General features: G+C 60.5%; 17 protein-coding genes. 8 read left to right on the top strand and 9 right to left on the bottom strand.

The window, feature by feature from the left end; all coding sequences use genetic code 11:
* Positions 1 to 176: 176 nt before the first annotated feature.
* From F8N96_RS32095 to tpx, 5 genes are all read right to left on the bottom strand, one after another.
* On the bottom strand, positions 177 to 1,658 hold the full coding sequence (locus F8N96_RS32095) for an efflux transporter outer membrane subunit (protein WP_150801187.1): 1,482 nt from the start codon (positions 1,656 to 1,658) through the stop codon (positions 177 to 179).
* Positions 1,655 to 4,762 carry an efflux RND transporter permease subunit gene (locus F8N96_RS32090; RefSeq protein ID WP_150801186.1) on the bottom strand — a complete coding sequence of 1,036 codons (3,108 nt, stop codon included), beginning with the start codon at positions 4,760 to 4,762 and terminating at the stop codon, positions 1,655 to 1,657. Before F8N96_RS32090 ends, F8N96_RS32095 begins: the two co-directional genes overlap by 4 nt.
* Positions 4,759 to 7,863, bottom strand: coding sequence for an MdtB/MuxB family multidrug efflux RND transporter permease subunit (locus F8N96_RS32085; RefSeq protein WP_150801185.1), 3,105 nt, complete (start codon positions 7,861 to 7,863; stop codon positions 4,759 to 4,761). Before F8N96_RS32085 ends, F8N96_RS32090 begins: the two co-directional genes overlap by 4 nt.
* Positions 7,860 to 9,176, bottom strand: a complete 1,317-nt coding sequence (locus F8N96_RS32080; protein WP_150801184.1) for an MdtA/MuxA family multidrug efflux RND transporter periplasmic adaptor subunit — start codon at positions 9,174 to 9,176, stop codon at positions 7,860 to 7,862. Before F8N96_RS32080 ends, F8N96_RS32085 begins: the two co-directional genes overlap by 4 nt.
* A gap of 178 nt (positions 9,177 to 9,354) precedes the next feature.
* Positions 9,355 to 9,855 (bottom strand): thiol peroxidase, encoded by a 501-nt coding sequence (gene tpx / locus F8N96_RS32075; RefSeq protein WP_150801183.1) that lies wholly within the window; start codon positions 9,853 to 9,855, stop codon positions 9,355 to 9,357.
* Between the two features lie 405 nt (positions 9,856 to 10,260).
* Here tpx and F8N96_RS32070 point away from each other — a divergent pair, with 405 nt between their 5' ends.
* On the top strand, positions 10,261 to 10,686 hold the full coding sequence (locus tag F8N96_RS32070) for a YciI family protein (protein WP_150801182.1): 426 nt from the start codon (positions 10,261 to 10,263) through the stop codon (positions 10,684 to 10,686).
* A gap of 107 nt (positions 10,687 to 10,793) precedes the next feature.
* On the opposite strand, the gene F8N96_RS35615 is transcribed toward F8N96_RS32070, so the two are convergent.
* The 4 genes from F8N96_RS35615 to F8N96_RS32055 all read right to left on the bottom strand — a co-directional run bounded on the left by F8N96_RS35615 (position 10,794) and on the right by F8N96_RS32055 (position 15,413).
* On the bottom strand, positions 10,794 to 10,877 hold the full coding sequence (locus F8N96_RS35615; protein ID WP_263596468.1) for an S-type pyocin domain-containing protein: 84 nt from the start codon (positions 10,875 to 10,877) through the stop codon (positions 10,794 to 10,796).
* A gap of 120 nt (positions 10,878 to 10,997) precedes the next feature.
* Positions 10,998 to 12,341 (bottom strand): bacteriocin immunity protein, encoded by a 1,344-nt coding sequence (locus F8N96_RS32065; protein ID WP_224794155.1) that lies wholly within the window; start codon positions 12,339 to 12,341, stop codon positions 10,998 to 11,000.
* A gap of 76 nt (positions 12,342 to 12,417) precedes the next feature.
* Positions 12,418 to 12,879 carry a hypothetical protein gene (locus tag F8N96_RS35955; protein ID WP_412071834.1) on the bottom strand — a complete coding sequence of 154 codons (462 nt, stop codon included), beginning with the start codon at positions 12,877 to 12,879 and terminating at the stop codon, positions 12,418 to 12,420.
* 245 nt (positions 12,880 to 13,124) lie between these two features.
* On the bottom strand, positions 13,125 to 15,413 hold the full coding sequence (locus tag F8N96_RS32055) for an S-type pyocin domain-containing protein (protein ID WP_150801181.1): 2,289 nt from the start codon (positions 15,411 to 15,413) through the stop codon (positions 13,125 to 13,127).
* 302 nt (positions 15,414 to 15,715) lie between these two features.
* On the opposite strand from F8N96_RS32055, the gene F8N96_RS32050 reads away from it, so the two are divergent.
* The 7 genes from F8N96_RS32050 to F8N96_RS32020 are packed head-to-tail and all read left to right on the top strand — an operon-like array spanning position 15,716 to position 21,202.
* Positions 15,716 to 16,507 (top strand): hypothetical protein, encoded by a 792-nt coding sequence (locus F8N96_RS32050; protein ID WP_150801180.1) that lies wholly within the window; start codon positions 15,716 to 15,718, stop codon positions 16,505 to 16,507.
* 11 nt (positions 16,508 to 16,518) lie between these two features.
* A complete protein-coding gene (locus F8N96_RS32045) occupies positions 16,519 to 16,785 on the top strand; it encodes a hypothetical protein (protein ID WP_224789617.1) in 267 nt (88 codons plus the stop codon).
* A gap of 12 nt (positions 16,786 to 16,797) precedes the next feature.
* The gene (locus tag F8N96_RS32040; RefSeq protein WP_150801179.1) at positions 16,798 to 17,751 is read left to right on the top strand and encodes a transporter; all 954 of its coding nucleotides are present in this window, start codon (positions 16,798 to 16,800) and stop codon (positions 17,749 to 17,751) included.
* 59 nt (positions 17,752 to 17,810) lie between these two features.
* Positions 17,811 to 18,791: an AAA family ATPase gene (locus tag F8N96_RS32035; RefSeq protein ID WP_150801178.1), complete on the top strand. Its 981-nt coding sequence runs from the start codon at positions 17,811 to 17,813 to the stop codon at positions 18,789 to 18,791.
* Positions 18,788 to 19,636: a DUF58 domain-containing protein gene (locus F8N96_RS32030; protein WP_150801177.1), complete on the top strand. Its 849-nt coding sequence runs from the start codon at positions 18,788 to 18,790 to the stop codon at positions 19,634 to 19,636. Before F8N96_RS32035 ends, F8N96_RS32030 begins: the two co-directional genes overlap by 4 nt.
* Positions 19,633 to 20,223, top strand: a complete 591-nt coding sequence (locus F8N96_RS32025) for a DUF4381 domain-containing protein (RefSeq protein WP_150801176.1) — start codon at positions 19,633 to 19,635, stop codon at positions 20,221 to 20,223. Before F8N96_RS32030 ends, F8N96_RS32025 begins: the two co-directional genes overlap by 4 nt.
* Positions 20,210 to 21,202 carry a vWA domain-containing protein gene (locus tag F8N96_RS32020; protein ID WP_150801175.1) on the top strand — a complete coding sequence of 331 codons (993 nt, stop codon included), beginning with the start codon at positions 20,210 to 20,212 and terminating at the stop codon, positions 21,200 to 21,202. The genes F8N96_RS32025 and F8N96_RS32020 overlap by 14 nt, the downstream gene beginning before the upstream one ends.
* Position 21,203 lies beyond the last annotated feature (1 nt).

Genomic DNA, 21,203 nt, shown 5'->3' with positions numbered 1-21,203 from the left:
ATTAGCAAAAGGCCATCAAGACGATGAAACGCTTGTTTGAAGTGGAAACAGGGTCATGGCCGATACCGTGTTTGGGGATAAAACAGGTCACTGTAGGAGCTGGCTTGCCAGCGAAAGCGGTGGGTCAGTCGAAACATTCATTGCCTGAACGGACGCCTTCGCTGGCAAGCCAGCTCCTACAGGTTGTCGCTCACCTGCAGTGCGCCATCCCATCCGCCACCCAGAGCCGCGATCAGTTGTACGCTGGCAATCAACCGACTCTGTAACAAATTCAGCACGTTACGTTCATTACTTAATGCCGTTGCTTGCACCACCACCACGTCGAGATAAGCAATCACCCCGGCCTTGTACTGATTCTGGGTCAGGCGCAGCGATTCACGCGCCGCGTCCAGTGCTTCCTGGCGAACGCCCGCTTCGTTTTCCAGGACCTTGAGTTGAACCAGGTAGTTTTCCACCTCGCGGAAACCGTCGAGCACGGTTTGGCGGTATTTGGCCACGGTCTCGTCGTAGGCGGCCTCGCTGCGGTCGACTTCCGCCGAGCGCTGGCCGCCGTCGAACAAGGTCATCGCCAGTTGCGGCCCGACCGACCAGAAGCGGTTAGGCACGCTGAACCAGTTGTTGGAGGTACTGCTGCTGTAACCGCCGTTCAGGCTCAACGTCAGGTCCGGGTAATAAGCGGCCTTGGCCACGCCGATGTTGGCGTTGGCCGCCATCACCGAACGCTCGGCGGAGGCAATGTCCGGGCGACGTTCCAGCAATTGCGAAGGCAGGGCCAGCGGCACCTGCGGCAACGCCGGGATGTCTTGGCTTTCTGCCAGGTCGAACTCGGCCGGCGGCAGCCCGACCAGTACGGCAATGGCGTTCTCGAACTGGGCACGCTGCCAGATCAGATCGACCAATTCCGCCTCGGTCGTCTTGAGTTGAGTGGTGGCCTGAGCCACCGCGTCCTTGCCGGACACCCCGGCACGGTACTGATTCTGAGTCATGGTCAGCGAGCGGCGGTAGGCGTCGACTGTCGCTTCAAGCAGGCGTTTTTGCTCATCGATCACCCGCAATTGCAGGTAGTTCTGCACCAGTTCCGACTGCTGGCTCAGGCGCATCGCCGCCAGATCGGCAAAACTCGCCTCGGCGTTGGCCGTGTCGGCTTCAAGGCCGCGGCGCAGTTTGCCCCAGACGTCAGCCTCCCAACTGACCCCGGCCTGGGCGGTGTAAGTGTCACGGATACCACTGGAGGTACTGGTCAGGCTCGAGCTGCTGCTGCCGGTGCCCTGGCTGGAACGGTCTTTGCCGACAGTCAGGTCCACGGTGGGGAAAAACGCCCCACGGGCAGTGCGAACCAAAGCCTGGGCCTGACGGTATTGGGCTTCGGACTGGGCGACGGTCTGGTTGGCGCTGTTGAGTTGCTCGATCAAGCCATTGAGCTGCCGATCGCCATACAACTCCCACCAGGCGCCGCGGGCCAGGGAATCACTCGGATTGGCCTGGCGCCAGCCGGCCGCTTCCTTGTATTGCACCGGCGCGGCGGCTGGCGGGCGCTGGTAATCCGGGCCGATGGCGCAGGCACTGAGCAGCGCCACCCACAGCGACAGGCCGAGTACACGCGAACCTCGGGCCGTGACCACGGGTGCAGCCAGGTTGAACAGCGAACGGTCAGTCATAGCGGAGTTTCCAGAGCAGCATCGGTACGCACCCCACGCCAGTGATTGAAGCGATGGCGCAGTTTGTCGAGATAGAGGTAAACCACCGGGGTGGTGTATAGGGTCAGCACCTGGCTGAAGATCAACCCGCCGATGATGGTCAGGCCCAGGGGCTGACGCATTTCCGCCCCTTCGGCGCGGCTCAGCAGCAACGGCAACGCGCCCAGGATGGCGGCCAGCGTGGTCATCAGGATCGGCCGCAACCGTTGCAGGCAGGCACTGCGGATCGATTCCAGCGGCTCCAGGCCCTGATGCCGCTCGAGCTGCAAGGCCAGGTCGATCATCAGAATGGCGTTTTTCTTCACCACGCCAATCAGCAAAAACAGGCCGAGCAACGAGATCAGGCTGAACTCGCCGCCCAGCGCGTAGATGGACAGCAGCGCGCCCACCCCCGCCGACGGTAAGGTCGAGAGAATGGTCAGCGGATGGATATAGCTTTCATACAGCACGCCCAACACCAGGTACACCGCCACCAGTGCCCCGAGAATCATCCACGGTTGGCTCTTCTGGGTGGCGGCAAACGCATCGGCGGTGCCAGACATTTTCGCGATCACGGCTTCAGGCAAGCCGACCTTGGCAATCGCCCGCTCGATGGCGGCCGTGCCCTGCTCCACCGTTACGCCTTCGGCCATGTCGAAGGAAATGCTCTCGGAGGCGAACTGGCCCTCGTGGCTGACCCGATCGTCTTCCAGGCTGTTTTCATAATGAGCGATGGTCGACAGCGCAATCCGCGCGCCGTCGGCGGTGATCACCTGGACCTGATTGAGGGTGATCGGATCCTGGGCATACTTCGGATTGACCTCCATCACCACCTGATACTGGTTGAGGCTGTCGTAGATCGTTGAAATCTGCCGCTGGCTGTAGGCGTTGTTGAGCACCGAAGTGACCATGTCCATGTCGACGCCCAGGCGTTTGGCCTGGTCGCGATCGACGATCAGCGTGACTTGCTGGGCGCCACGGCCCTCACGGGCGTCAATCGCCGTCAGCTCAGGCAACGCCTTGAGCGCGGTCACGACTTTGGGGTACCACTCGCGCAACTCTCCCAGGTCGCCGCTCTGCAGGATGTATGAATATTGCGACGTGGTCTGTTCACGGCCCCCGCCGAACTGCAGGTCCTGGTCGGCCATCAGCATCAGTTGCGCGCCGGGGACCTTGGGCATTTCCTTGCGCAGGCGTTCAATGACTTTCTGCGCGGACAGGTTACGTTCCTTGATCGGTTTCAGGCGCACCAGCATGAAGGCGTTGTTGGTGCCGTTGTTGCCGCCGATGAAGCCGGCAACGCTTTCCACCGCCGGATCCTTGAGCACTTCGCGCCGGAAGATTTCCATTTTCGGCTGCATCACCGTGAACGACAGACCGTCGTCACCGCGCACGAAGCCGATCAGCTGGCCGGTATCTTGCTGAGGCATAAATGTTTTTGGAACAACGACATACAACGCAATGTTAACGCCAACTGTCACCAGCAGACTGAGCAGCGTCAGCAGCCGGTGACGCAGCACCCAGTCGAGGCTGGTGGCGTATTTGCCGACCATCCAGGCGTTGGCCCGCTGGCTCCAGCGCTGCAGGCGGTTTTCCTGGCCCGGCGTGTGCGGCTTGAGCCAGCGGGCGCAGAGCATCGGCGTCAGCGTCAGCGAGACCAGCAGCGACACCACGATGGACGCCGCCAGGGTGATGGAAAACTCGCGGAACAGGCTTTGAACGATCCCGCCCATGAACAGGATCGACAGGAACACCGCCACCAGCGACACGTTCATCGACAGCAAGGTGAAACCGACTTCCTGGGCCCCAAGGTAGGCTGCCTTCATCGGCGGCACGCCTTCGTCGATGTGCCGGGATATGTTCTCCAGCACCACGATGGCATCGTCCACCACCAGCCCGGTGGCCAGGATCAGCGCCATCAGCGACAGGTTGTTCAGGGAGAAGCCGTAGAGGTACATCACCGCGAACGTACCGACCAGCGACACCGGTACGGCCAGGGTCGGGATCAACGACGCACGGAAGTTACCCAGAAACAGGAACACCACCAGGATCACCAATGCCACAGCAATCAGCAAGGTCATTTCCGCTTCATGCAGGGTCGCCTTGATCACCGGGGAACGGTCCATCGCCAGGTTCAGCTTGACGCTGGCCGGCAGCACTGCCTGCAACGCCGGCAACTGGGCCTTGATCTCGTTGACCGTCTCGATGATGTTGGCGCCGGCCTGGCGGTTGATCACCAGCAACACCGCCGCGTCGTCGTTGAAGAAACCGCTGTTGTAGCGGTCCTCGACGCCGTCGCTGACCTTGGCCACATCCTTCAGGCGCAGGGCCGCGCCATCCGCGTAGTGGATGATCAGCGACTCGTAATCCTTGGCTTTCTCCAGTTGATCGTTGGCCTGCACCTGCCATAGCCGCTGACCGTCTTCGACCGAGCCTTTGGGCCGGCGTACGTTGGCGTTGGCAATGGTGTTGCGCACATCGTCCAGGGCCACGCCGTACTGGTTCAGCGCCTGGGGCTCGAGTTCAATGCGCACCGCCGGCAAGGAGCTGCCGCCGATCTGCACTTCGCCGACGCCCTGCACCTGGGACAGGCTCTGGGACAGGATGGTCGAGGCCAGGTCGTAGAGCTGGCCTTTCTCCAGCACGTCGGAGGTCAGTGACAGCACCATGATCGGCGCCTGGGACGGGTTGACCTTCTTGTAGGTCGGCATGCTGCGCATCCCGCTCGGCAGCAGGTTGCGCGAGGCGTTGATCGCCGCCTGCACTTCCCGCGACGCGCCGTTGATGTCGCGGTCGAGATCAAATTGCAGGATCACCCGGGTCGAGCCCTGGCTGGAACGGCTGCTCATGGTGTTCACCCCGGCAATCGCCCCGAAGGAGCGCTCCAGCGGCGTGGCCACGGTCGAGGCCATCACCTCCGGGCTCGCGCCGGGCAGGCTGGCCTGGACCACGATCACCGGGAAGTCCATTTGCGGCAGCGGCGACACGGGCAACAGGCCGAAGCTCACGCCGCCCAGCAGCATGATTGCCAGGCTCAGCAACATGGTCGCGACCGGGCGCTTGATGAAAGGTCCGGAGAGGTTCATGGCTGCTCAACCACTTCCACGGAACCGGACTTGCGCCCCCAGCGACGACCCAGGCGGTCGAAGTACAGGTAAATCACCGGGGTGGTGAACAGCGTCAGTACCTGACTCACCAGCAAACCCCCGACCATCACCAGACCCAACGGTTGGCGCAGTTCAGCGCCGGAACCGGTGGCCAGCATCAACGGCACCGCACCGAACAACGCGGCCAGGGTGGTCATCAGGATCGGCCGGAAGCGCAGCAGCGCCGCCTGATAGATCGCCGTTTCCGGGTCCAGGCCCTGATTGCGTTCAGCGTCGAGGGCGAAGTCGATCATCATGATCGCGTTCTTCTTCACGATACCGATCAGCAGGATGATGCCGATGATCGCGATCATCCCCAGGTCGTTGCCGCTCAACAGCAGCGCCAGCAAGGCGCCGACTGCCGCCGAGGGCAAGGTCGAGAGGATGGTGATCGGGTGGATATAGCTCTCGTACAGCACGCCGAGCACGATGTACATGGTCACCACCGCCGCCAGGATCAGCAGCAAAGTGCTCGACAGCGAGGCCTGGAAAGCCTCCGCCGCACCCTGGAACTGGGTCTGCACGCCGATCGGCATGCCGATGTCCTGTTGCACCTGCTCGATGATCTCTACCGCATGCCCCAGCGCCACACCGGGTGCCAGGTTGAACGACATCATCACCGCCGGGAACTGGCCGATGTGGGTGATCGCCAACTGCGCCTGGCGCTCTTCAAGGCGCGCGAGGCTGGACAGGCGCACTTGCCCGCCATCGGTGGTCTTGACGTGAATCTGGTTGAGCGCGTCCGGGCCGATCTTCTCGCCGGCCTGTGATTGCAGGACCACCCGGTACTGGCTGGCCTGGGTGTAGATGGTGGAAATCTGCCGCTGGCCAAAGGCGTCGTACAGCGCGTCGGTGATGTTCGACACCGATACCCCGACCCGCGACGCCGCGTCGCGATCGATCACCAGGTACACCTGCAAGCCTTTGTCCTGCAAGTCGCTGGCGACGTCGGTCAGCTCCGGCCTTTGGGCCAGGGCGTCCACCAGGCGGCCACTCCACAGGCTCAGCAACTCCGAGTCCGGCGATGACATGCTGAATTGGTACTGGGTGCGGCTGACCCGGTCTTCGATGGTCAAATCCTGCACCGGCTGCATGAACAGGCGAATACCGGTCAGCTTGTCCAGCTCGGGTTGCAGGCGCGCAATCACTTCGGTGGCGCTCAGGTCACGGTTGTTGTGGGACTTGAGGTTGATCAGCAACCGGCCGCTGTTGAGCGTCGAGTTATCGCCGTCGACGCCGATGTAGGACGACAGGCTCTCCACTGCCGGGTCGGCAAGGATCACCTTGGCCAGTTCCTGTTGCCGCTCGCTCATGGCCGCAAAGGAAATCGACTGCGGCGCCTCGGAAATGCCCTGGATCACCCCGGTGTCCTGCACCGGGAAGAAACCCTTGGGCACCACCATGTACAGGAACACCGTCAGTGCTAAAGTGCCGATGGCCACCAGCAACGTCAGCGGTTGGTGCTTGAGAACCCACTTTAACTTGCGCCCGTAAGCCGCGATCATCCAATCAATTGTTGCGCCACTGGCCCGGTAGAAACGGCCCTGCTCTTCCTCCTTGGGTTCACGCTTGAGCAGCCGTGCGCACATCATCGGCGTCAAGGTCAGGGACACCACCAGCGAAATGAGGATGGCCACCGCCAGGGTGATCGCAAATTCGCGGAAAAGGCGCCCCACCACGTCCGCCATGAACAACAGCGGAATCAGTACCGCGATCAGCGACAGGGTCAGGGACACCAGGGTGAATCCGATCTGCTTGGCGCCCTTGAGCGCCGCGTTCAACGGGCTGTCGCCCTCTTCGATGTAGCGGGAGATGTTCTCCAGCATCACGATCGCATCGTCCACCACGAAACCGGTGGCGATGGTCAGGGCCATCAGGGTCAGGTTGTTGACCGAGAAACCGGCGAGGTACATCACGCCAAAGGTACCGATCAACGACAGCGGCACGGCCACCGACGGAATGATCGTGGCGCTGGCGCGGCGCAGGAACAGGAAGGTCACCATCACCACCAGGGCGATGGCGATCAGCAATTCGTGCTGCACGTCGGTGACGGAGGCGCGGATGGTCTGGGTGCGGTCGGTGAGCACCACCACATCGAGGCCGGCCGGCAGGTTGTCGGTGATGCTCGGCAGCAAGGCCTTGATCCGATCGACCACCTCGATGACATTGGCGCCGGGCTGGCGCTGAATGTTCAGCAAGACCGCCTGGTTTTCGTTGGCCCAGGCCGCCAGGCGCTCGTTCTCGGCACCGTCGACGATCTCTGCCACGTCCTTGAGCCGCAATGGCGCACCGTTGGCGTAGGCCAGGATCAGGTTGGCGTAATCCTTGGGCGAGGTCAGCTGGTCGTTGGCATCGAGCATCGACACCCGGGTCGGGCCGTCGAAGTTGCCCTTGGGCTGATTGACGTTGGAGGCGCCGATCAGGGTCCGCACGTCGGACAGGTTCAGGCCGTTGGCCGCGAGGGCCTCGGGGTTGACCTTGATCCGCACCGCCTGACGCTGGCCACCGGCAATGCTGACCATGCCGACGCCGCTGATCTGGGCGATCTTCTGCGCCATGCGGGTGTCGACCAGGTCGTTGAGCTTGGGCAACAGCATGGTCTTGGAGGTGATGGCCAGGGTCAACACCGGGGTATCCGCCGGGTTGACCTTGTTGTACACCGGCGGCGCCGGGAGGTCCGTGGGCAGCAAATTGGTCGCGGCATTGATCGCCGCCTGCACTTGCTGCTCGGCGACGTCCATATTGATGTCGAGACTGAACCGCAGGGTCAGCACCGACGCGCCGCCGGAACTGGTCGAGGCCATCTGGGTCAGGCCGGGCATCTGCCCGAACTGACGCTCCAGTGGCGCGGTCACCGCGCTGGTCATGACATCCGGGCTGGCGCCGGGGTACAGCGTCATGACGCGAATGGTCGGGTAATCGACCTGGGGCAAGGCCGACACCGGCAGCAAACGATAAGCGATCACCCCCGCCAGAATAATGGCCAGCATGCTCAGGGTCGTGGCGACCGGGCGAAGGATGAACAGCCGCGAGATGTTCATGCGCCGCCCTTTTTCGCCTTGTCGGTGCCGGTCGCGTCAGGCGCGGTGGCGGCCGACTTGCCTTGCAGGTGTTCGGTGGGGGTGGTCGGCACATCCTTGCTGTCGTTGACCACTTCCACTTCACTGCCTTCCTTCAGGCGGTCGGTGCCTTCCAGGACAACGCGATCCCCGGCGGCCAGGCCTTCGGTGATAACGGTGTTGTCGCCATCGCTGGCGCCCACTTTCAACTGACGGATCGTGACCTTCTTGTCGCCTTCCATCGCATACACGAAGGTGCCGTTGGTGCCGAACTGGATCGCCGCCGAGGGCACCAGCACGACGTCCTTGAGCGTGTCGGCCAGCAGGTGGACGTTGACGAACTGATTGGGGAACAACGCCTGGTCACGGTTCTCGTAGCGCGCCTTGAATTTCAAGGTGCCGGTGGTGACGTCGATCTGGTTGTCCAGGCTCTGCAATACGCCGGTGGCTTGCAGTTTGGTGTCGCCACGGTCCCAGGCTTCGGCAGGCAGTTTGGCGCCGGTGCGATAGCGGGCCAGCACGACGTCCAGGCTGTTTTCCGGCAAGGTGAAGGCAACGCTGATGGGTTGGGTCTGGGTGATGATGGCCAGCGCCGTGGTGTCATTGGCGGCGACGAGGTTGCCGACGTCCAGCTGACGCAGGCCCACACGGCCGGTGATCGGTGCGCGGATCCGGGTGAATTCGAGATTGAGCCTGGCGTCGTTGACCGCCGCCTGGTTGGTCTTGACCGTGCCCTGGTACTGGCCCACCAGCGCTTCGGCGGTGTCCAGGGTCTGCTTGGCGATACTGTCCTCGCGATACAAGCCGCGGTAGCGTTCGACATCGACCTGGGCGTTCTTCAGTTGCGCCTGGTTCTGCAGCAAGGTGCCTTCGGCCTGCAGCAAGGCGTTCTGGTAGGGACGCGGGTCGATTTCCGCCAGCAGATCGCCCGCCTTGACCATCTGCCCCTCTTCGAACGCAATCTTGATCAGTTCGCCGCCGACCCGGCTGCGCACATTGATGGTGTTCTGCGCCGTCACGGTGCCCAACGCCTTGTAGTACAGCGGGAAGTCGCCCTTCACCGCCGGCGCCACCCGCACCGGCACCGGGCCGGCCGCGCCACCGAAACCCGGACGCATCCCCCCGGACCGACCGGTCTGCCCGGTCACGGCTTTTTGCCCCGCGCCTTGTTTTGGCACATCACCGCCGGGCCAGAATTTCCAGCACAGGACGGCGATGACCAACAGCACAAGCAGGCCGAACAGCCAGCGACGAGGACTACGGGAAGCAGAGGATTGCATTGAATGATCAACCATTGGGCGCGTGGGCTTTTTCTACGGGAGGCTGAACGATAAGCACTGGGGGGCGTTTAGCAAAGCGCCTTTACCGGCAATTTACCTTTGGCTTACGTATCAGGAGGTTTGTCTAAGACACTGAAGCACAAATGAAAACGGCCTGGACAGGGCCAGGCCGTTAACAATTGTAATGCTTTACTTATTTCAGTACGGCAAGTGCAGCGTCGTAATTCGGTTCTTCAGCGATTTCCTTGACCAGTTCGCTGTGCAGGACGTTGTCGTTTTCGTCCAGCACCACGACGGCACGGGCGGTCAGGCCCTTGAGCGGACCGTCGGCAATCGCTACGCCGTAGTTCTCGATGAACTCGGCACCGCGCAGGGTCGACAGGTTCTGTACGTTTTCCAGGCCTTCGGCGCCGCAGAAACGGGCCTGGGCGAATGGCAGGTCAGCGGAGATGCACAGCACCACGGTATTGGCGATGTCATTGGCCTGAGCGTTGAACTTGCGCACGGAGGTAGCGCAGGTCGGGGTGTCGACGCTTGGGAAGATGTTCAACACTTTACGCTTGCCGGCGAAGCTTGCCAGGGTCACGTCGGACAGATTGCCCGCCACCAGGGAAAAGGCTGGCGCCTTGGAACCGGCTTGTGGCAGCTCGCCGTTGACTTGAACCGGGTTGCCTTTAAGAGTGACTTGAGCCATGAACGTAGTCCTTCTGATCGTTGATGTGGAGATTTTTGACGAGGCCGAAGTTAACCACGAAATGGCCTGACGACCTATCCACAGATACAAATTGTCATGCAGTGACTGCAAAACTGGATACAAAAACCCGCGGTTCATCTGCTTCCCACCGCAAATCCCTGCAAATCCCTGCAAATCCTTGCAAATCCCTGTAGGAGCTGTCGAGCGAAGCGAGGCTGCGATCTTTTGATCTTATCTTCACGAGATCACTGACAAGCAAGATCAAAAGATCGCAGCCTGCGGCAGCTCCACAGGGGCCCTGGGCGTCAGGAAAATTTGCAGTGATCTTTCGCGCGGCGCGTTGTCGATTCTGGACAGGGTCATTCGACTAGTCGTGAGTCACTCAAATCCAGCGGAGACAAGACCATGCGATTCATGATTTTTGTGAAAGCCAGCCCGGATTCCGAAGCCGGCATCCTGCCCAGCGAAGAACTGATGACCGCGATGGGCAATTTCAACGAGGAACTGGCCAAGGCCGGCATCCTCATCGATTGCGACGGCCTGCAGCCCAGCAGCAAAGGCGCGCGCGTGCGCTTCTCGGGTGACCAGCGCACGGTGATCGACGGTCCGTTCGCCGAAACCAAGGAACTGATCGCCGGCTATTGGTTGTGGCAGGTGAAGTCGAAACAGGAAGCAATCGACTGGGTCAAGCGCTGCCCCAACCCGATGCCGGGCACCGACGCCGAGATCGAGATTCGCCAGGTGTACGAGGCCGAGGATTTTGGTGCCGAGTTCACCACGCAACTGCGGGAGCAGGAAGAACGACTGCGCGAGCAAATGAAGAAGCCCTGACTCATTGAGCCTGAATGGTGTTGAACGATAGCGCGATCACGCCCGGACCTTTGCAGTGGCTATGGACGTGATCGAACGCTTCGTACTCCACCGGTTAAACCGAATGCTCACCGGCGATTGGTGAACATCACGTACAGCGGGTCAAGCTGTGATTCAAAAGGGAACACGACGATATAGTCGTCAATCCGCAGGTCTTTTCCTTCGCCCGTAAGGGGCTCAAGGGCAGGCAGTGGCGAGGATTGAACAAAGCCCAGGCTATTCGATGCCGTCGGTGCTGCGGGAACACTTCTTTCCAGAGTGACCGGCTCAGACTAGCGAACGGTGATCGGTGCGGTGCCGTCAGCGGTGAAACTGTAAGCGTTGAGTTGCTCGACATACTGCGCCACTCTGACCCTTACCCGGGCGCTCGGCGTATTTCGCGGCGACGGCGTAATGTAAACCTGTTCCAGCACCTTGATCTCGCGCAAGCCCTTGAACATAGTTCCGGGTTTACTGGGTACGACAGCAGTGCCCATTCTGAAAAAAACCTCGACCTCGCCCCCATCTGCCGCCAGCGCCTGCCAATCCTGTCCCTCCAGCGGCTGCAACTCGGACAAGGGAACGCTGAGGCCGAAAATCTTCGTATCCGCGCGGCTGGAGAATTCGAACTGCAATACACCGGCGCATTGGTTTTCATCACTCAGCTCGCCTGACGTATTGCGCCAGGTAAATTCTGCCACTGCCGAACGAATGGATTTTTGCAGGTCAACCTGTTGAGAAAACAGCAACGTCGATGGCGCGCGATCCAGCAGAATGTCGGGGCGTTTGTTGGCAACGAGCATTGACGCAGGCATCAAATGCGCGGTTTGCGCCGCCCCGACGCCGGCCTGGGTACGAGAACGAATCAATTGCTCCTGCGCCTGCACTAACAATGCTTCGGCCTGGTCATGAAACGCCCGATGCCGCTGAGCAATGGTGGCCAATAGCGCAAGGTAACGGTCGTGCGTGGCATTGATCTGGTGTGCGATGCCCTGCCACTGCGTTTGCTGTGACTGCGCATATTTCAGGTCGCTCTGAGCACTGTTTTTGGCGAATTGAATGCGCATTTTATGGAATTCGAACTTCCTGACGGCTATCAAGGTTTCTTGCTGGGCAAGCTCCAGGGTACGTATGCGCGCCTCCTGTTCAGGGATAGCCAACGCCGAGCTCTGGTGACTGCGCCAATGCTGGATACCCCGCTCAAAAATCCCGAATGCCGTTTCTACAGCCAGTTCTGAACCGGCCACGTCCGCGGCAATTTTTTGCACCTCCACCAGGCTGCGGTCGAGAGGGCTCGCCGGCAACGATGGACGCGGAGCGGAAACAGCCTCGTCCTGGAACGCAGCAAGACCTTGTTGTTCATGCCAGTTTCTGACGTTATCCACGACCAGATACGCGCTGTTCCTGGTGAAACTGTCGTCGGCATAAAACAGTAAGTCTGCGCCTTGGGGATGACCGACGATCCGGTCAAAATGATTGATCAGCCGGTCATGGTCCTGCTTGGGTAAATCGACGGCCCAGATCCTGTTGACCAGCGCCTGAAATTCCGATGCGGTGTATTCCTTGAGTGTTGCTTTAAGTTCCATCTTCAGTACTTCCTTGTTTTCATGGGGCGCGTCGACCGAAAGCGATGACATCTGCTCATTCCTAATGAGCAGATGTGCGCTATTCATTGATGCTTATCCAATACTCAAAATTTAATCATGACCTTTATCAATCAAGGTGAACACCAAGGTTTTGACTTCCATCGCGGCGGTATATTGAAATACTACCTTTTTTCCCGGATACATTACCGGATCCAGGGGATAGGATTCCCAGCCGCCTGTTTGCCCCATTGGTTTCGGCATTTTGATCGGGCCTCTTGATTCCATTGGTTGGCCGAAAATCGAATGGACGCCGGCTTGAGTCATTTTGGAAGAGTAAGGAGGCGGAAGTTCCCCTGTGTATACGATAATTTCTGGCATTACCTTTTCTAGAGTTATAAAAAAATGCTTCCAACTGCTTGGTCTCAGCCCAAAATGATAGATTCAGCCCGGCCTCCAAGTCGATATGCAGAAGGTCGCGCCCAGGATAGAGCTCTTGTAATTTTTTGCCTGGGATTAGACCTTGACCAATCAAATCTTCGTAATTTTCACCCAGTTTGCTAATCCAGTTCGATATTGATGCTGCGTTCATTAGTACCACCCTTGGTCATTATGAAGTTTGTGTAATGCCTCGCGCGCGGTTTCGAGCTCCGCCTCTTCAAACCCCATCTGCAGGAGCCCTTCCTTGATGGCATCGAAATTCCCATTGACTGCAGCTCGCAAATCGCGTGCGTCATTTTTTATTTTGGAAGGGGTATTTAGCCAGCCGTTCGTTTCGCTAAATTTACGATGCACTTCCGTGGGTATTGCAATACCTGGGGCGTTATTTAATAAAATTTAAATTTCATGAGCGTCAAAATGAGGGAACTCTTGTTTTATGTACATCTCCAATGCCTTTTGTGAAGGTATATGGTCAATATCCATCCCATCCTTATAGCTCCGACGACTCATCTCTTTATACGGCCCAACCTCTAGCGGCTCAACCGGCGGGCCAACGAAAACCAGGCCGGGCGAAGGAAAATCCTCATCCTCCGGATACCCCGGAATTCTCGCACCAATCTCCCCTTCGTCAACAGCCGGAAACGTCTCGTTTTCCGGTAGGACCGGGATAGCCGGTTTACCGGGATTAACCACCGGCAAGGTCGGCGTGATGGGCGATGTCGTCGACCCGAGGTGTTCGCTGCCCGGCGGCACCAAAGGTTTCCAGCTAGTGGCGGGTGGGATAGGCCAAGGAACCACTGCAGGTGCGATCCCGAGCCAGCCCTCGGCATTATTCGGTGTCTTGATACTGATTTTGTCGAGGTTGAAAGGATCAGACCAGAACTCCGACCGTTCCTGATAGCGCAACTCGAACTCACGGTGTTCACCGACCCACGTGCTTTTCGGCGCGTAGGGTGCGAAGCCTTGTTCGATGCGTTTTTTGTTCACCTCATCGAATGCAGCGGCAAGCAGACGATGCTCTCCGAGCGTTTGCCACACGGCTTTGTCGAAGGCCTCGAACGACTTGAACTCCCGACCTCGAAACTGATCGCCGATCTGAGCGGGAATGGCTGCCCCCTGCGCCTGTGGGGCCGAGTTCCACCAACCAGTCGTTGCCGGATGTCCGGTGCCGGTGACGACGCCTGCCCCCATCGGCGGCAAACTGAAGGACAGATAGGTCGGCGGCAGGCCAGGTACGCAAACGATGCAGTCCTGAATGCGTAAATCGACACCTGACGGGATGTCCAGAACCTCGGACGGTGTAACAGCCAACCGAGACGGGTTCGTCATGGCGGGCTGAAGCGTCGCATCAGGCGTGATCAGCAAGTGCCGGGGCGGCGCTCCAGGGATCTCGGCCGTGTAGAGCCCGGACAGGGGATCGAGTACCGCATTGATGACTGGAACCCGAGAATCAACGTCGCCCCCGGCACTGACGGCGATGATCGCAGCACCTTCCGGTATGGCGACGGGTTTGAGCCGGGACTCCACCTCTGCCTGACCGCCTGCGTCAGCGATCGTTTGCAGCTCTTGACGGTCGTAAAGCCCCAATGCTTGAGCCGGCACGCTGACAGCGTGGAACAAGCGCCTGCGTTGTTCCGGAGTCAACTCGCCATTGCCCAGGGTGGGTGAGTACACCATCGCCGTGACGAAAACCGGACCTGTCCTTGCTCCAATGCGCAGGACATCGATGAGCGTATCGGCGGCCGCCTGAACTGCTTTCTCCAGCGCTGCGGCAACCTCTTTTGCAACGTGTACGGCTTCCTGGGACAGGATCATCCCGCCATGGGCAAGCGCAGTGACAGGTACTGTCAGTGTGTTGGCCTGCCTGACCCGTTCTATGCGCGAATCTGCATCGGCCTGCTGTTTGAAGCGAATGTGCGCATCGCGTTGCGCGACGACGGCTTCTCTTTCGCGCCAGACAATAGTCTGTTCGGCATGATGCCTGGACAAGGCAGTGGATTTTTCGGTCAGCGCATTGATTTGTGCCGACAACAAATTCGCCTCATGGGCGGCGTTGTAGGCGTTTTCCCAAATCTGATGACCAGTACCGAGTGCTTCGCCGAACTGGTCCAGGCGCGCCAGGTAATCACTCGCAGAACGAACGAGCGCATTGTGACCATCGAACGCATGGGCAGACGCGTTCTTTGCGCTGAGTTCTGAAGTTTTACGGGCGATCAGCCCGTCAATTTCGTTTTTCTCTTTGGTGATGAGATACAGCTGCCAGCGTTCGGTCGAATCGTTGTTGGGCGTGCGTTTAGCCGCCAAAATTTCGTCCTGAAGCGATGACGTCAGTTGCGAGGCTTTGGCTGCGAAGCTTTGGTCGACAGCAGTCCTGAAGGTGTGATGACGCTGCATCCATGACTCGAGCACTTGCTGTCGCGCCTGCACTCGGACGTGTTCCTGCGCTTGTGCCTCGGCGGCCGCTGCCTCAATTCGCTGTTGTTCCTGGGCCCGCAGGTACTCTTGTTTGACCCGCCTCCTGGCCTCTATTGTGCTTTGACTGGGGCCGCTGAATGCCCCGGACGCGCCTACGCGGTTACCTCCAGAGCCGCCGCCCCCTGAACCGCCACCGCCACCCGAAGCCGGCGGGCCGGATCTGATGACTACATCTCCTGTAGATCCATCGTTGAGTGTTTGTTGTGCCATACAGTCTCTCCTTGTCTGTAGGGCGCAGCATGTCGATGGGGTAATGGTCAGGTGCGGTACATATATATGGGGTGGGATTTATTCAGCGCCCAACCCTCTGATCCGTATTAACTTTTTAGTACACCAATATTTGGTGAATCTTGTACACAAAACTCAGGATTTAAACCCCCGCAACTGGATAACCCCCGTTTAGCTGCTAAGTTTTACAGACGCGTCCTACAGGCTTGATTGGAAAAAGACTACGCGTCAAAGGCCACCAATTGCCGAGTCGTCATCTGAGCCACCAAGGAACCGGGGGAATCATGTCGAAAAATCCAGGAGCGAACGCCCTGTTGATGGCCGCTTCACTGGCGTCTGCCTTTTGCGCTCACGCCGACAACGCCGACACCGCCAATAAAAGCAACAACCCGCTGAACCTCGCGCCGGGGATGAACCTGCAGGACTACTACACCCCCAGGTACTACGACTCCAATATCCACACCAATGACCTGCTGGTGCGCGGCACATTGCCGATTGCGCCCAACGATTTCATCGGCGTCCCGCAATTGCTGCGCGTCACCGCGCCGATCAGCACCCGCCCCGATCCCAGCGGCGGCTACAGCACCGGTGAAGGTGATCTGAACCTGTTCGATATCTTCCTGCTCAAGACCGAGGGCGTGCAGTTGGGTATCGGGCCGATGATCACCGCGCCCAGCGCCGACCAGGACGAACTCGGTACGGGCAAATGGCAGGCCGGCCTGGCCGCCGTGGCGATCGATTCATCGCCCCGGGGTTTGCTCGGTGCACTGGTGCAATACCAGAGTTCCTTTGCCGGCGACAGCGACCGCCAGCATGTTGAATCGGCGACCCTGCAGCCCTTCATCATTCACAACCTGGACCAAGGCTGGTACCTGCGTTCCACCGCAACCTGGACGTTCGACCTGAAGAACGACACCCGCTACATCCCTCTCGGGTTCGGTGCCGGCAAGGTGTGGAAATCCGGCAGCAACATTCTCAACGCGTTCGTGGAACCGCAGTGGACCGTGGAGCGCAAGGGCGATGGCCTGCCGCAATTCACCCTGTTCGCCGGGCTCAATGTGACGTTCGGCAAATAAGGACTTTTTATATGCACGGTGCAATTCGCGCAGCCGGCTTCAGCCTGATGACCTTGTTTGTCAGTTGCGGCGTCGGTGCACGGGACCTGGATACCCGAATCGGCACAATCGCCATGGAAGGCGAACTGCCAGCCCATGAATCCATTGGCAAACTCTACGCCGAACTGGATTTCCAGCAGGCCACCCACAGTTTTGCGCTTGTACCTGCCAAGCCGGAACTTGCCAGCGGCCAGTGGAAAATGCCGCTGCTGACACCCGTCAACCCACAACCCCAGTAAGCGGAGTCGGTCATGGTCAGGCCTGTTTTTGTGCGTCCTTTACTGGCCCTGTGCGTGTTCGGCGCCAGCCCCGCGGTCCTCGCGGCCGAAGGCGGGGTCGGCCGGCCGATCACCGGGCAGCAGGTGTTTTCCAACGCCGGCATCGTGCCGCCGGAGCCGGGCTGGGTGATGTCCCTGACCAGCATCTGGTATGACGGCGATCTCAAGGGCGGCAAGGGCGTGCCGATTGTCGGCGAGATCGGTGCGGACCTGGACATGAAAGTCTCCTACACCATGGCCAACTTCACCCATGTCTGGGACACCGGCAAAGGTCGCTGGAACTATGCGTCGGCCATCGGCGTGCCAGTGCAGTACACCGACGTCACCATCAGCATTACCGGCCTGCGCGGTCGTACCCTGGGCACCGATGACAGCGGCACACAGTTCGCCGACATGCTGGTCGCGCCGATTGCCGCCGGTTACCACTTCGACGAGCTCAACCACCTCTCGTTGTCCCTGCCGATCTATGTGCCGACCGGCGCCTATAACGACGACCGCCTGGCCAACCCCGGCCAGAATACCTACACCTTCATGCCGACGGTCGCGTTCACTCACCTCGACGGCAAGGGCGGCGAATTCACGCTATCGAGCGGGCTGGAGTTCTATACCGAAAACGACGCCACGGATTATCGCAATGGCAACATCTTCACCCTGGATGCGCTGTGGACCCACGGTTTCGGCAATGGCTGGAGCGCCGGACTGGTCGGCGGGTACGTGCAGCAGGTCACCGACGACAAGGGTGATACCGCTGACGCCCTCAACGGCTTTCGCGGCCGCTCGGTGGGTGCCGGTCCGGTGGTGGGCTGGGCCGGCAAGTTCGCCGATGCCCAGGCCAGCGTCAGCGCCCGATGGGTGCCGGAGTTCGACACTAAAAACCGGCCTGAGGGCAATGGTTTCAGCGTCAACCTGACCTTGGCGTTTTTCTAGGTGTGAGCGAACCTGAGCGGCCTCGGGCCGGATCTTCAACTTGAGGAAGTGAGCATCCCATGACCGCACTCAACGACCTTGACGCCCTGCAGGCCAGCATCGCCGAAGCCGTGCTCGGCCAGGACCAGGTTATCCGCCAGATCCTCCTCGGCCTGTTGGCCAACGGCCATTTACTGCTGGAAAGCCTGCCCGGGCTGGCCAAGACCCGCACGGTCAAGGCCCTGGCCAAGCATCTTGACGCGAAGATGAGCCGCATCCAGTTCACCCCGGACCTGCTGCCCTCGGACATCACCGGGGCCGAGGTGCTGCATCAGGTCGAGGGCAAAAACCAGATCCAGTTCCAGCCGGGGCCCTTGTTCGGCAACCTGATTCTGGCGGATGAAATCAACCGTGCGCCGGCCAAGGTCCAGGCCGCGCTGCTGGAAGCCATGGAAGAACGGCAAATCACCGTGGCCGGCAACAGCCATGCGCTACCGGAACTGTTCATCGTGGTCGCGACCCAGAACCCCATCGAACAGGAAGGCACTTACCCGCTGCCGGAAGCGCAGATGGATCGCTTCCTGATGAAAGTCCTGCTGGATTACCCGAGTGCGGAAAACGAAAGCCAGGTGTTGCGCCTGCTGCGTGTCGAAGAACAGGCCCTCGGCGCCAGGACGGCTGCGGTCCAGGGTTTCGCGCTGTCCCAGGAGGTGATCTTCGCCGCACGGCGGGAAGTCAGCGCGGTTCATGTATCGCCGGCCATCGACCGCTACCTGATCGATCTGATCAACGCCACCCGCCATCCCGCCGATTACGACGCCGACCTCGGTCGCTGGATCGCCCTCGGCGCCAGCCCCCGCGGCGGCATTGGCCTGGACCGTTGCGCCCGGGCCGACGCCTGGTTGCAGGGGCAGGACTTCGTGTCGCCGGACAATGTGCGCGCCGTGGTGCATCCGGTGCTGCGCCATCGCCTGCAACTGAGCTATGACGCGGTAGCCGACGGCGTCACGGCCGATCAGGTGCTTGACCGTCTGCTCGACACCGTCGCGATTCCGGCATGAACCTGGACGGTCTGGTCTATGTCTCTCTGGCGCAGTTGATGGCCCTGGAGTTCAAGGCCCGTGACTTGAGTTTCCTGGCCCGCCAGCCACAAGGCAGCATCCTCGCCGGCAACCATGCGTCGCGGTTGCGAGGCCGTGGCTTGAACTTCGATGAGCTGCGCCGCTATCAGCCGGGGGACGATTTGCGGCACCTGGATTGGCGCGCCTCGCTGCGCACCGGCAAACCGGTGGTCCGTACCTTTACCGAGGAGCGCGACAGACCGGCGTTGATCCTGGTGGACCAGCGCATGTCGATGTTCTTTGGTTCACAACGCAGCTTCAAATCCGCTATCGCCGCCGAACTCGGCGCACTGGCCGCATGGATGGTGTTCAACGCCGGCGACCGGGTCGGCGGGCTGGTGTTCAACGATCAGCGCATCGACAGCATCGCCGAAGGCGAAGACCAGCTCGACAAGGTCTTGCAACATTGCCTGGCCGTCGCCGGTCACGATCACCTGATCTGCATCGTCAGCGATTTTGCCGGTGCCGGCCCGCGCACCTTGCAGCTGATGCGCCAGCTGGCGGCGCATAACGATGTGATTGCCATGCAGGTGTACGACCCGTTGGCGTTGAACCTGCCAAAACAGGGCCGACTGCTGATCACCCAGGGCCAGTTGCAAGTGGAACTGGCGGTGGAGCAACGCAGCGTTCATCAGCCACTGGGGGATTTTCTCGGCGGTCGGCTCAAGGACGTCGCCACCTTGCTGCGCCGCAGCCAGGTGCCGCTGATGATGTTCAGCACCGCCACCGATGCCCAGGAACAACTGCGGGCCGAGTTGGGCAAGCCGGGTGGAGGTCGGCGATGAATTCGAATGTGCCCGGCATCGAGCAACTCAAGGAAATCGGCCTGCCGACGCCGGTCAGTTATGCGCCCCAGACGTGGGGTTGGTGGGTGCTGTTGGCGGTGTTGCTGGGTGTGGTGTTGCTGGTGGGTGCGCGACGGTATTGGCAGTGGCGGCGGGATCGGTATCGGCGGGAGGCGTTGGTGCGGTTGGCTGAACTGCAAAACAGCGACGACCGATTAAGTGCCTTGCGCGAACTGCCGGAATTGCTCAAACGCGTGGCCCTATCGATGCCCTCCGGTTGGAACACAATCCCTGTAGGAGCTGGCTTGCCAGCGAAAGCGGTGTATCAGAAGACATCAATGTTGAACGTCCGGACGCCTTCGCTGGCAAGCCAGCTCCTACAGGGGACCGGTGCGCTTGGGGGTAAGGAATGGCAGGCCTATCTGGAAAAGCACAGCTCACAGCGATTGCCCGCCGATTTCAGCCAGCAACTGGCGCAGTTGGCCTACGCCCCGGACGCCACATTGCTCGCCCTGCCCGAAACGCAACGCCAACACCTGTTCACCACCTGCAAACACTGGGTGGAGCATCACCATGTGGCAACTTGATTACCCCTGGCTGCTGCTCCTGCTACCGCTGCCCTGGCTGGGCTACCGCTACCTGCCGGACTACCGCGAAGCCCGCAGCGCGGTACGCGTGCCATTTTTCGGCGCCATGAGCCGCGCGGTGGGTCAGGCACCCAGTAAAGCGGGACCCCATGGCAACCGATGGCAGTTGCTGTTGAATCTGCTGGTCTGGACTCTGGTACTCGTGGCGGCCGCCCGCCCGGTGTTCGTGGAAAAACCCATCGAACGCCAGCAACCGGTGCGTGACCTGATGCTGGCCATCGACATTTCCCAGTCCATGGAAACCACCGACTTCACTGACGCCAACGGCCAGAAGATCGATCGCCTGGCGGCGGTCAAGGCGGTGGTGCATGGCTTTATCGACAAGCGCAAGGACGACCGCCTGGGCCTGATCGTGTTCGGCAGCGGCGCCTATCCGCAGGCGCCATTGACCCTCGATCACGCCAGCCTGTCGCTGTTGCTGGACGACACCGGCATCGGCATGGCCGGCCCCAACACCGCCATCGGCGATGCGATCGGCTTGAGCCTGAAGTTGCTCGATCAGGCCCATGAACAGGAAAAAGTCCTGATCCTGCTCACCGACGGCAACGACACCAGCAGCGCCATCACCCCGGATCACGCCGCATCCATGGCGGCGGCCAAAGGCGTGGTGATTCACACCATCGGCATTGGCGACCCGACGGCGGAAGGCGAAGCCAAGGTCAACCTGCAAGGTTTGCAGCACATCGCCGAGGCCACCGGTGGCCGGTTCTTCCGCGCCGAAGACCGCATTGCGCTGGATCAGGTCTACGGCACCCTCGACAAGCTCACCCCGCATCAGGTGCACACCTTCAGCCATCAACCCAAAAGGGAGCTGTTCTGGTGGCCGTTGGCGGCGGCGATCGCTGTACTCGCGCTTTACCATCTGGGCGCCCTGCTCCGTTCGCACCTGACATCCGCGCGTCAGCGGCAGGAAGCCTGAG

Origin of the sequence: Pseudomonas fluorescens (assembly GCF_902497855.1) — a bacterium.
GTDB classification, from domain to species: domain Bacteria; phylum Pseudomonadota; class Gammaproteobacteria; order Pseudomonadales; family Pseudomonadaceae; genus Aquipseudomonas; species Aquipseudomonas fluorescens_BI.
Note: the sequence above shows the minus strand (reverse complement) of the source record. Positions and strands in the feature narration are given on the sequence as shown.

Bases quoted from the DNA above. Each gene is read 5' to 3' on its own strand.
- F8N96_RS32080 (WP_150801184.1), bottom strand. From the start codon at position 9,176: ATGGTTGATCATTCAATGCAATCCTCTGCTTCCCGTAGTCCTCGTCGC.
- F8N96_RS32035 (WP_150801178.1), top strand. From the start codon at position 17,811: ATGACCGCACTCAACGACCTTGACGCCCTGCAGGCCAGCATCGCCGAA.
- tpx (WP_150801183.1), bottom strand. From the start codon at position 9,855: ATGGCTCAAGTCACTCTTAAAGGCAACCCGGTTCAAGTCAACGGCGAG.
- F8N96_RS32040 (WP_150801179.1), top strand. From the start codon at position 16,798: ATGGTCAGGCCTGTTTTTGTGCGTCCTTTACTGGCCCTGTGCGTGTTC.
- F8N96_RS32090 (WP_150801186.1), bottom strand. From the start codon at position 4,762: ATGAACCTCTCCGGACCTTTCATCAAGCGCCCGGTCGCGACCATGTTG.
- F8N96_RS32050 (WP_150801180.1), top strand. From the start codon at position 15,716: ATGTCGAAAAATCCAGGAGCGAACGCCCTGTTGATGGCCGCTTCACTG.
- F8N96_RS32020 (WP_150801175.1), top strand. From the start codon at position 20,210: ATGTGGCAACTTGATTACCCCTGGCTGCTGCTCCTGCTACCGCTGCCC.
- F8N96_RS32065 (WP_224794155.1), bottom strand. From the start codon at position 12,341: ATGTCATCGCTTTCGGTCGACGCGCCCCATGAAAACAAGGAAGTACTG.
- F8N96_RS32070 (WP_150801182.1), top strand. From the start codon at position 10,261: ATGCGATTCATGATTTTTGTGAAAGCCAGCCCGGATTCCGAAGCCGGC.
- F8N96_RS32045 (WP_224789617.1), top strand. From the start codon at position 16,519: ATGCACGGTGCAATTCGCGCAGCCGGCTTCAGCCTGATGACCTTGTTT.
- F8N96_RS32025 (WP_150801176.1), top strand. From the start codon at position 19,633: ATGAATTCGAATGTGCCCGGCATCGAGCAACTCAAGGAAATCGGCCTG.
- F8N96_RS35955 (WP_412071834.1), bottom strand. From the start codon at position 12,879: ATGAACGCAGCATCAATATCGAACTGGATTAGCAAACTGGGTGAAAAT.
- F8N96_RS32030 (WP_150801177.1), top strand. From the start codon at position 18,788: ATGAACCTGGACGGTCTGGTCTATGTCTCTCTGGCGCAGTTGATGGCC.
- F8N96_RS32095 (WP_150801187.1), bottom strand. From the start codon at position 1,658: ATGACTGACCGTTCGCTGTTCAACCTGGCTGCACCCGTGGTCACGGCC.
- F8N96_RS32055 (WP_150801181.1), bottom strand. From the start codon at position 15,413: ATGGCACAACAAACACTCAACGATGGATCTACAGGAGATGTAGTCATC.
- F8N96_RS32085 (WP_150801185.1), bottom strand. From the start codon at position 7,863: ATGAACATCTCGCGGCTGTTCATCCTTCGCCCGGTCGCCACGACCCTG.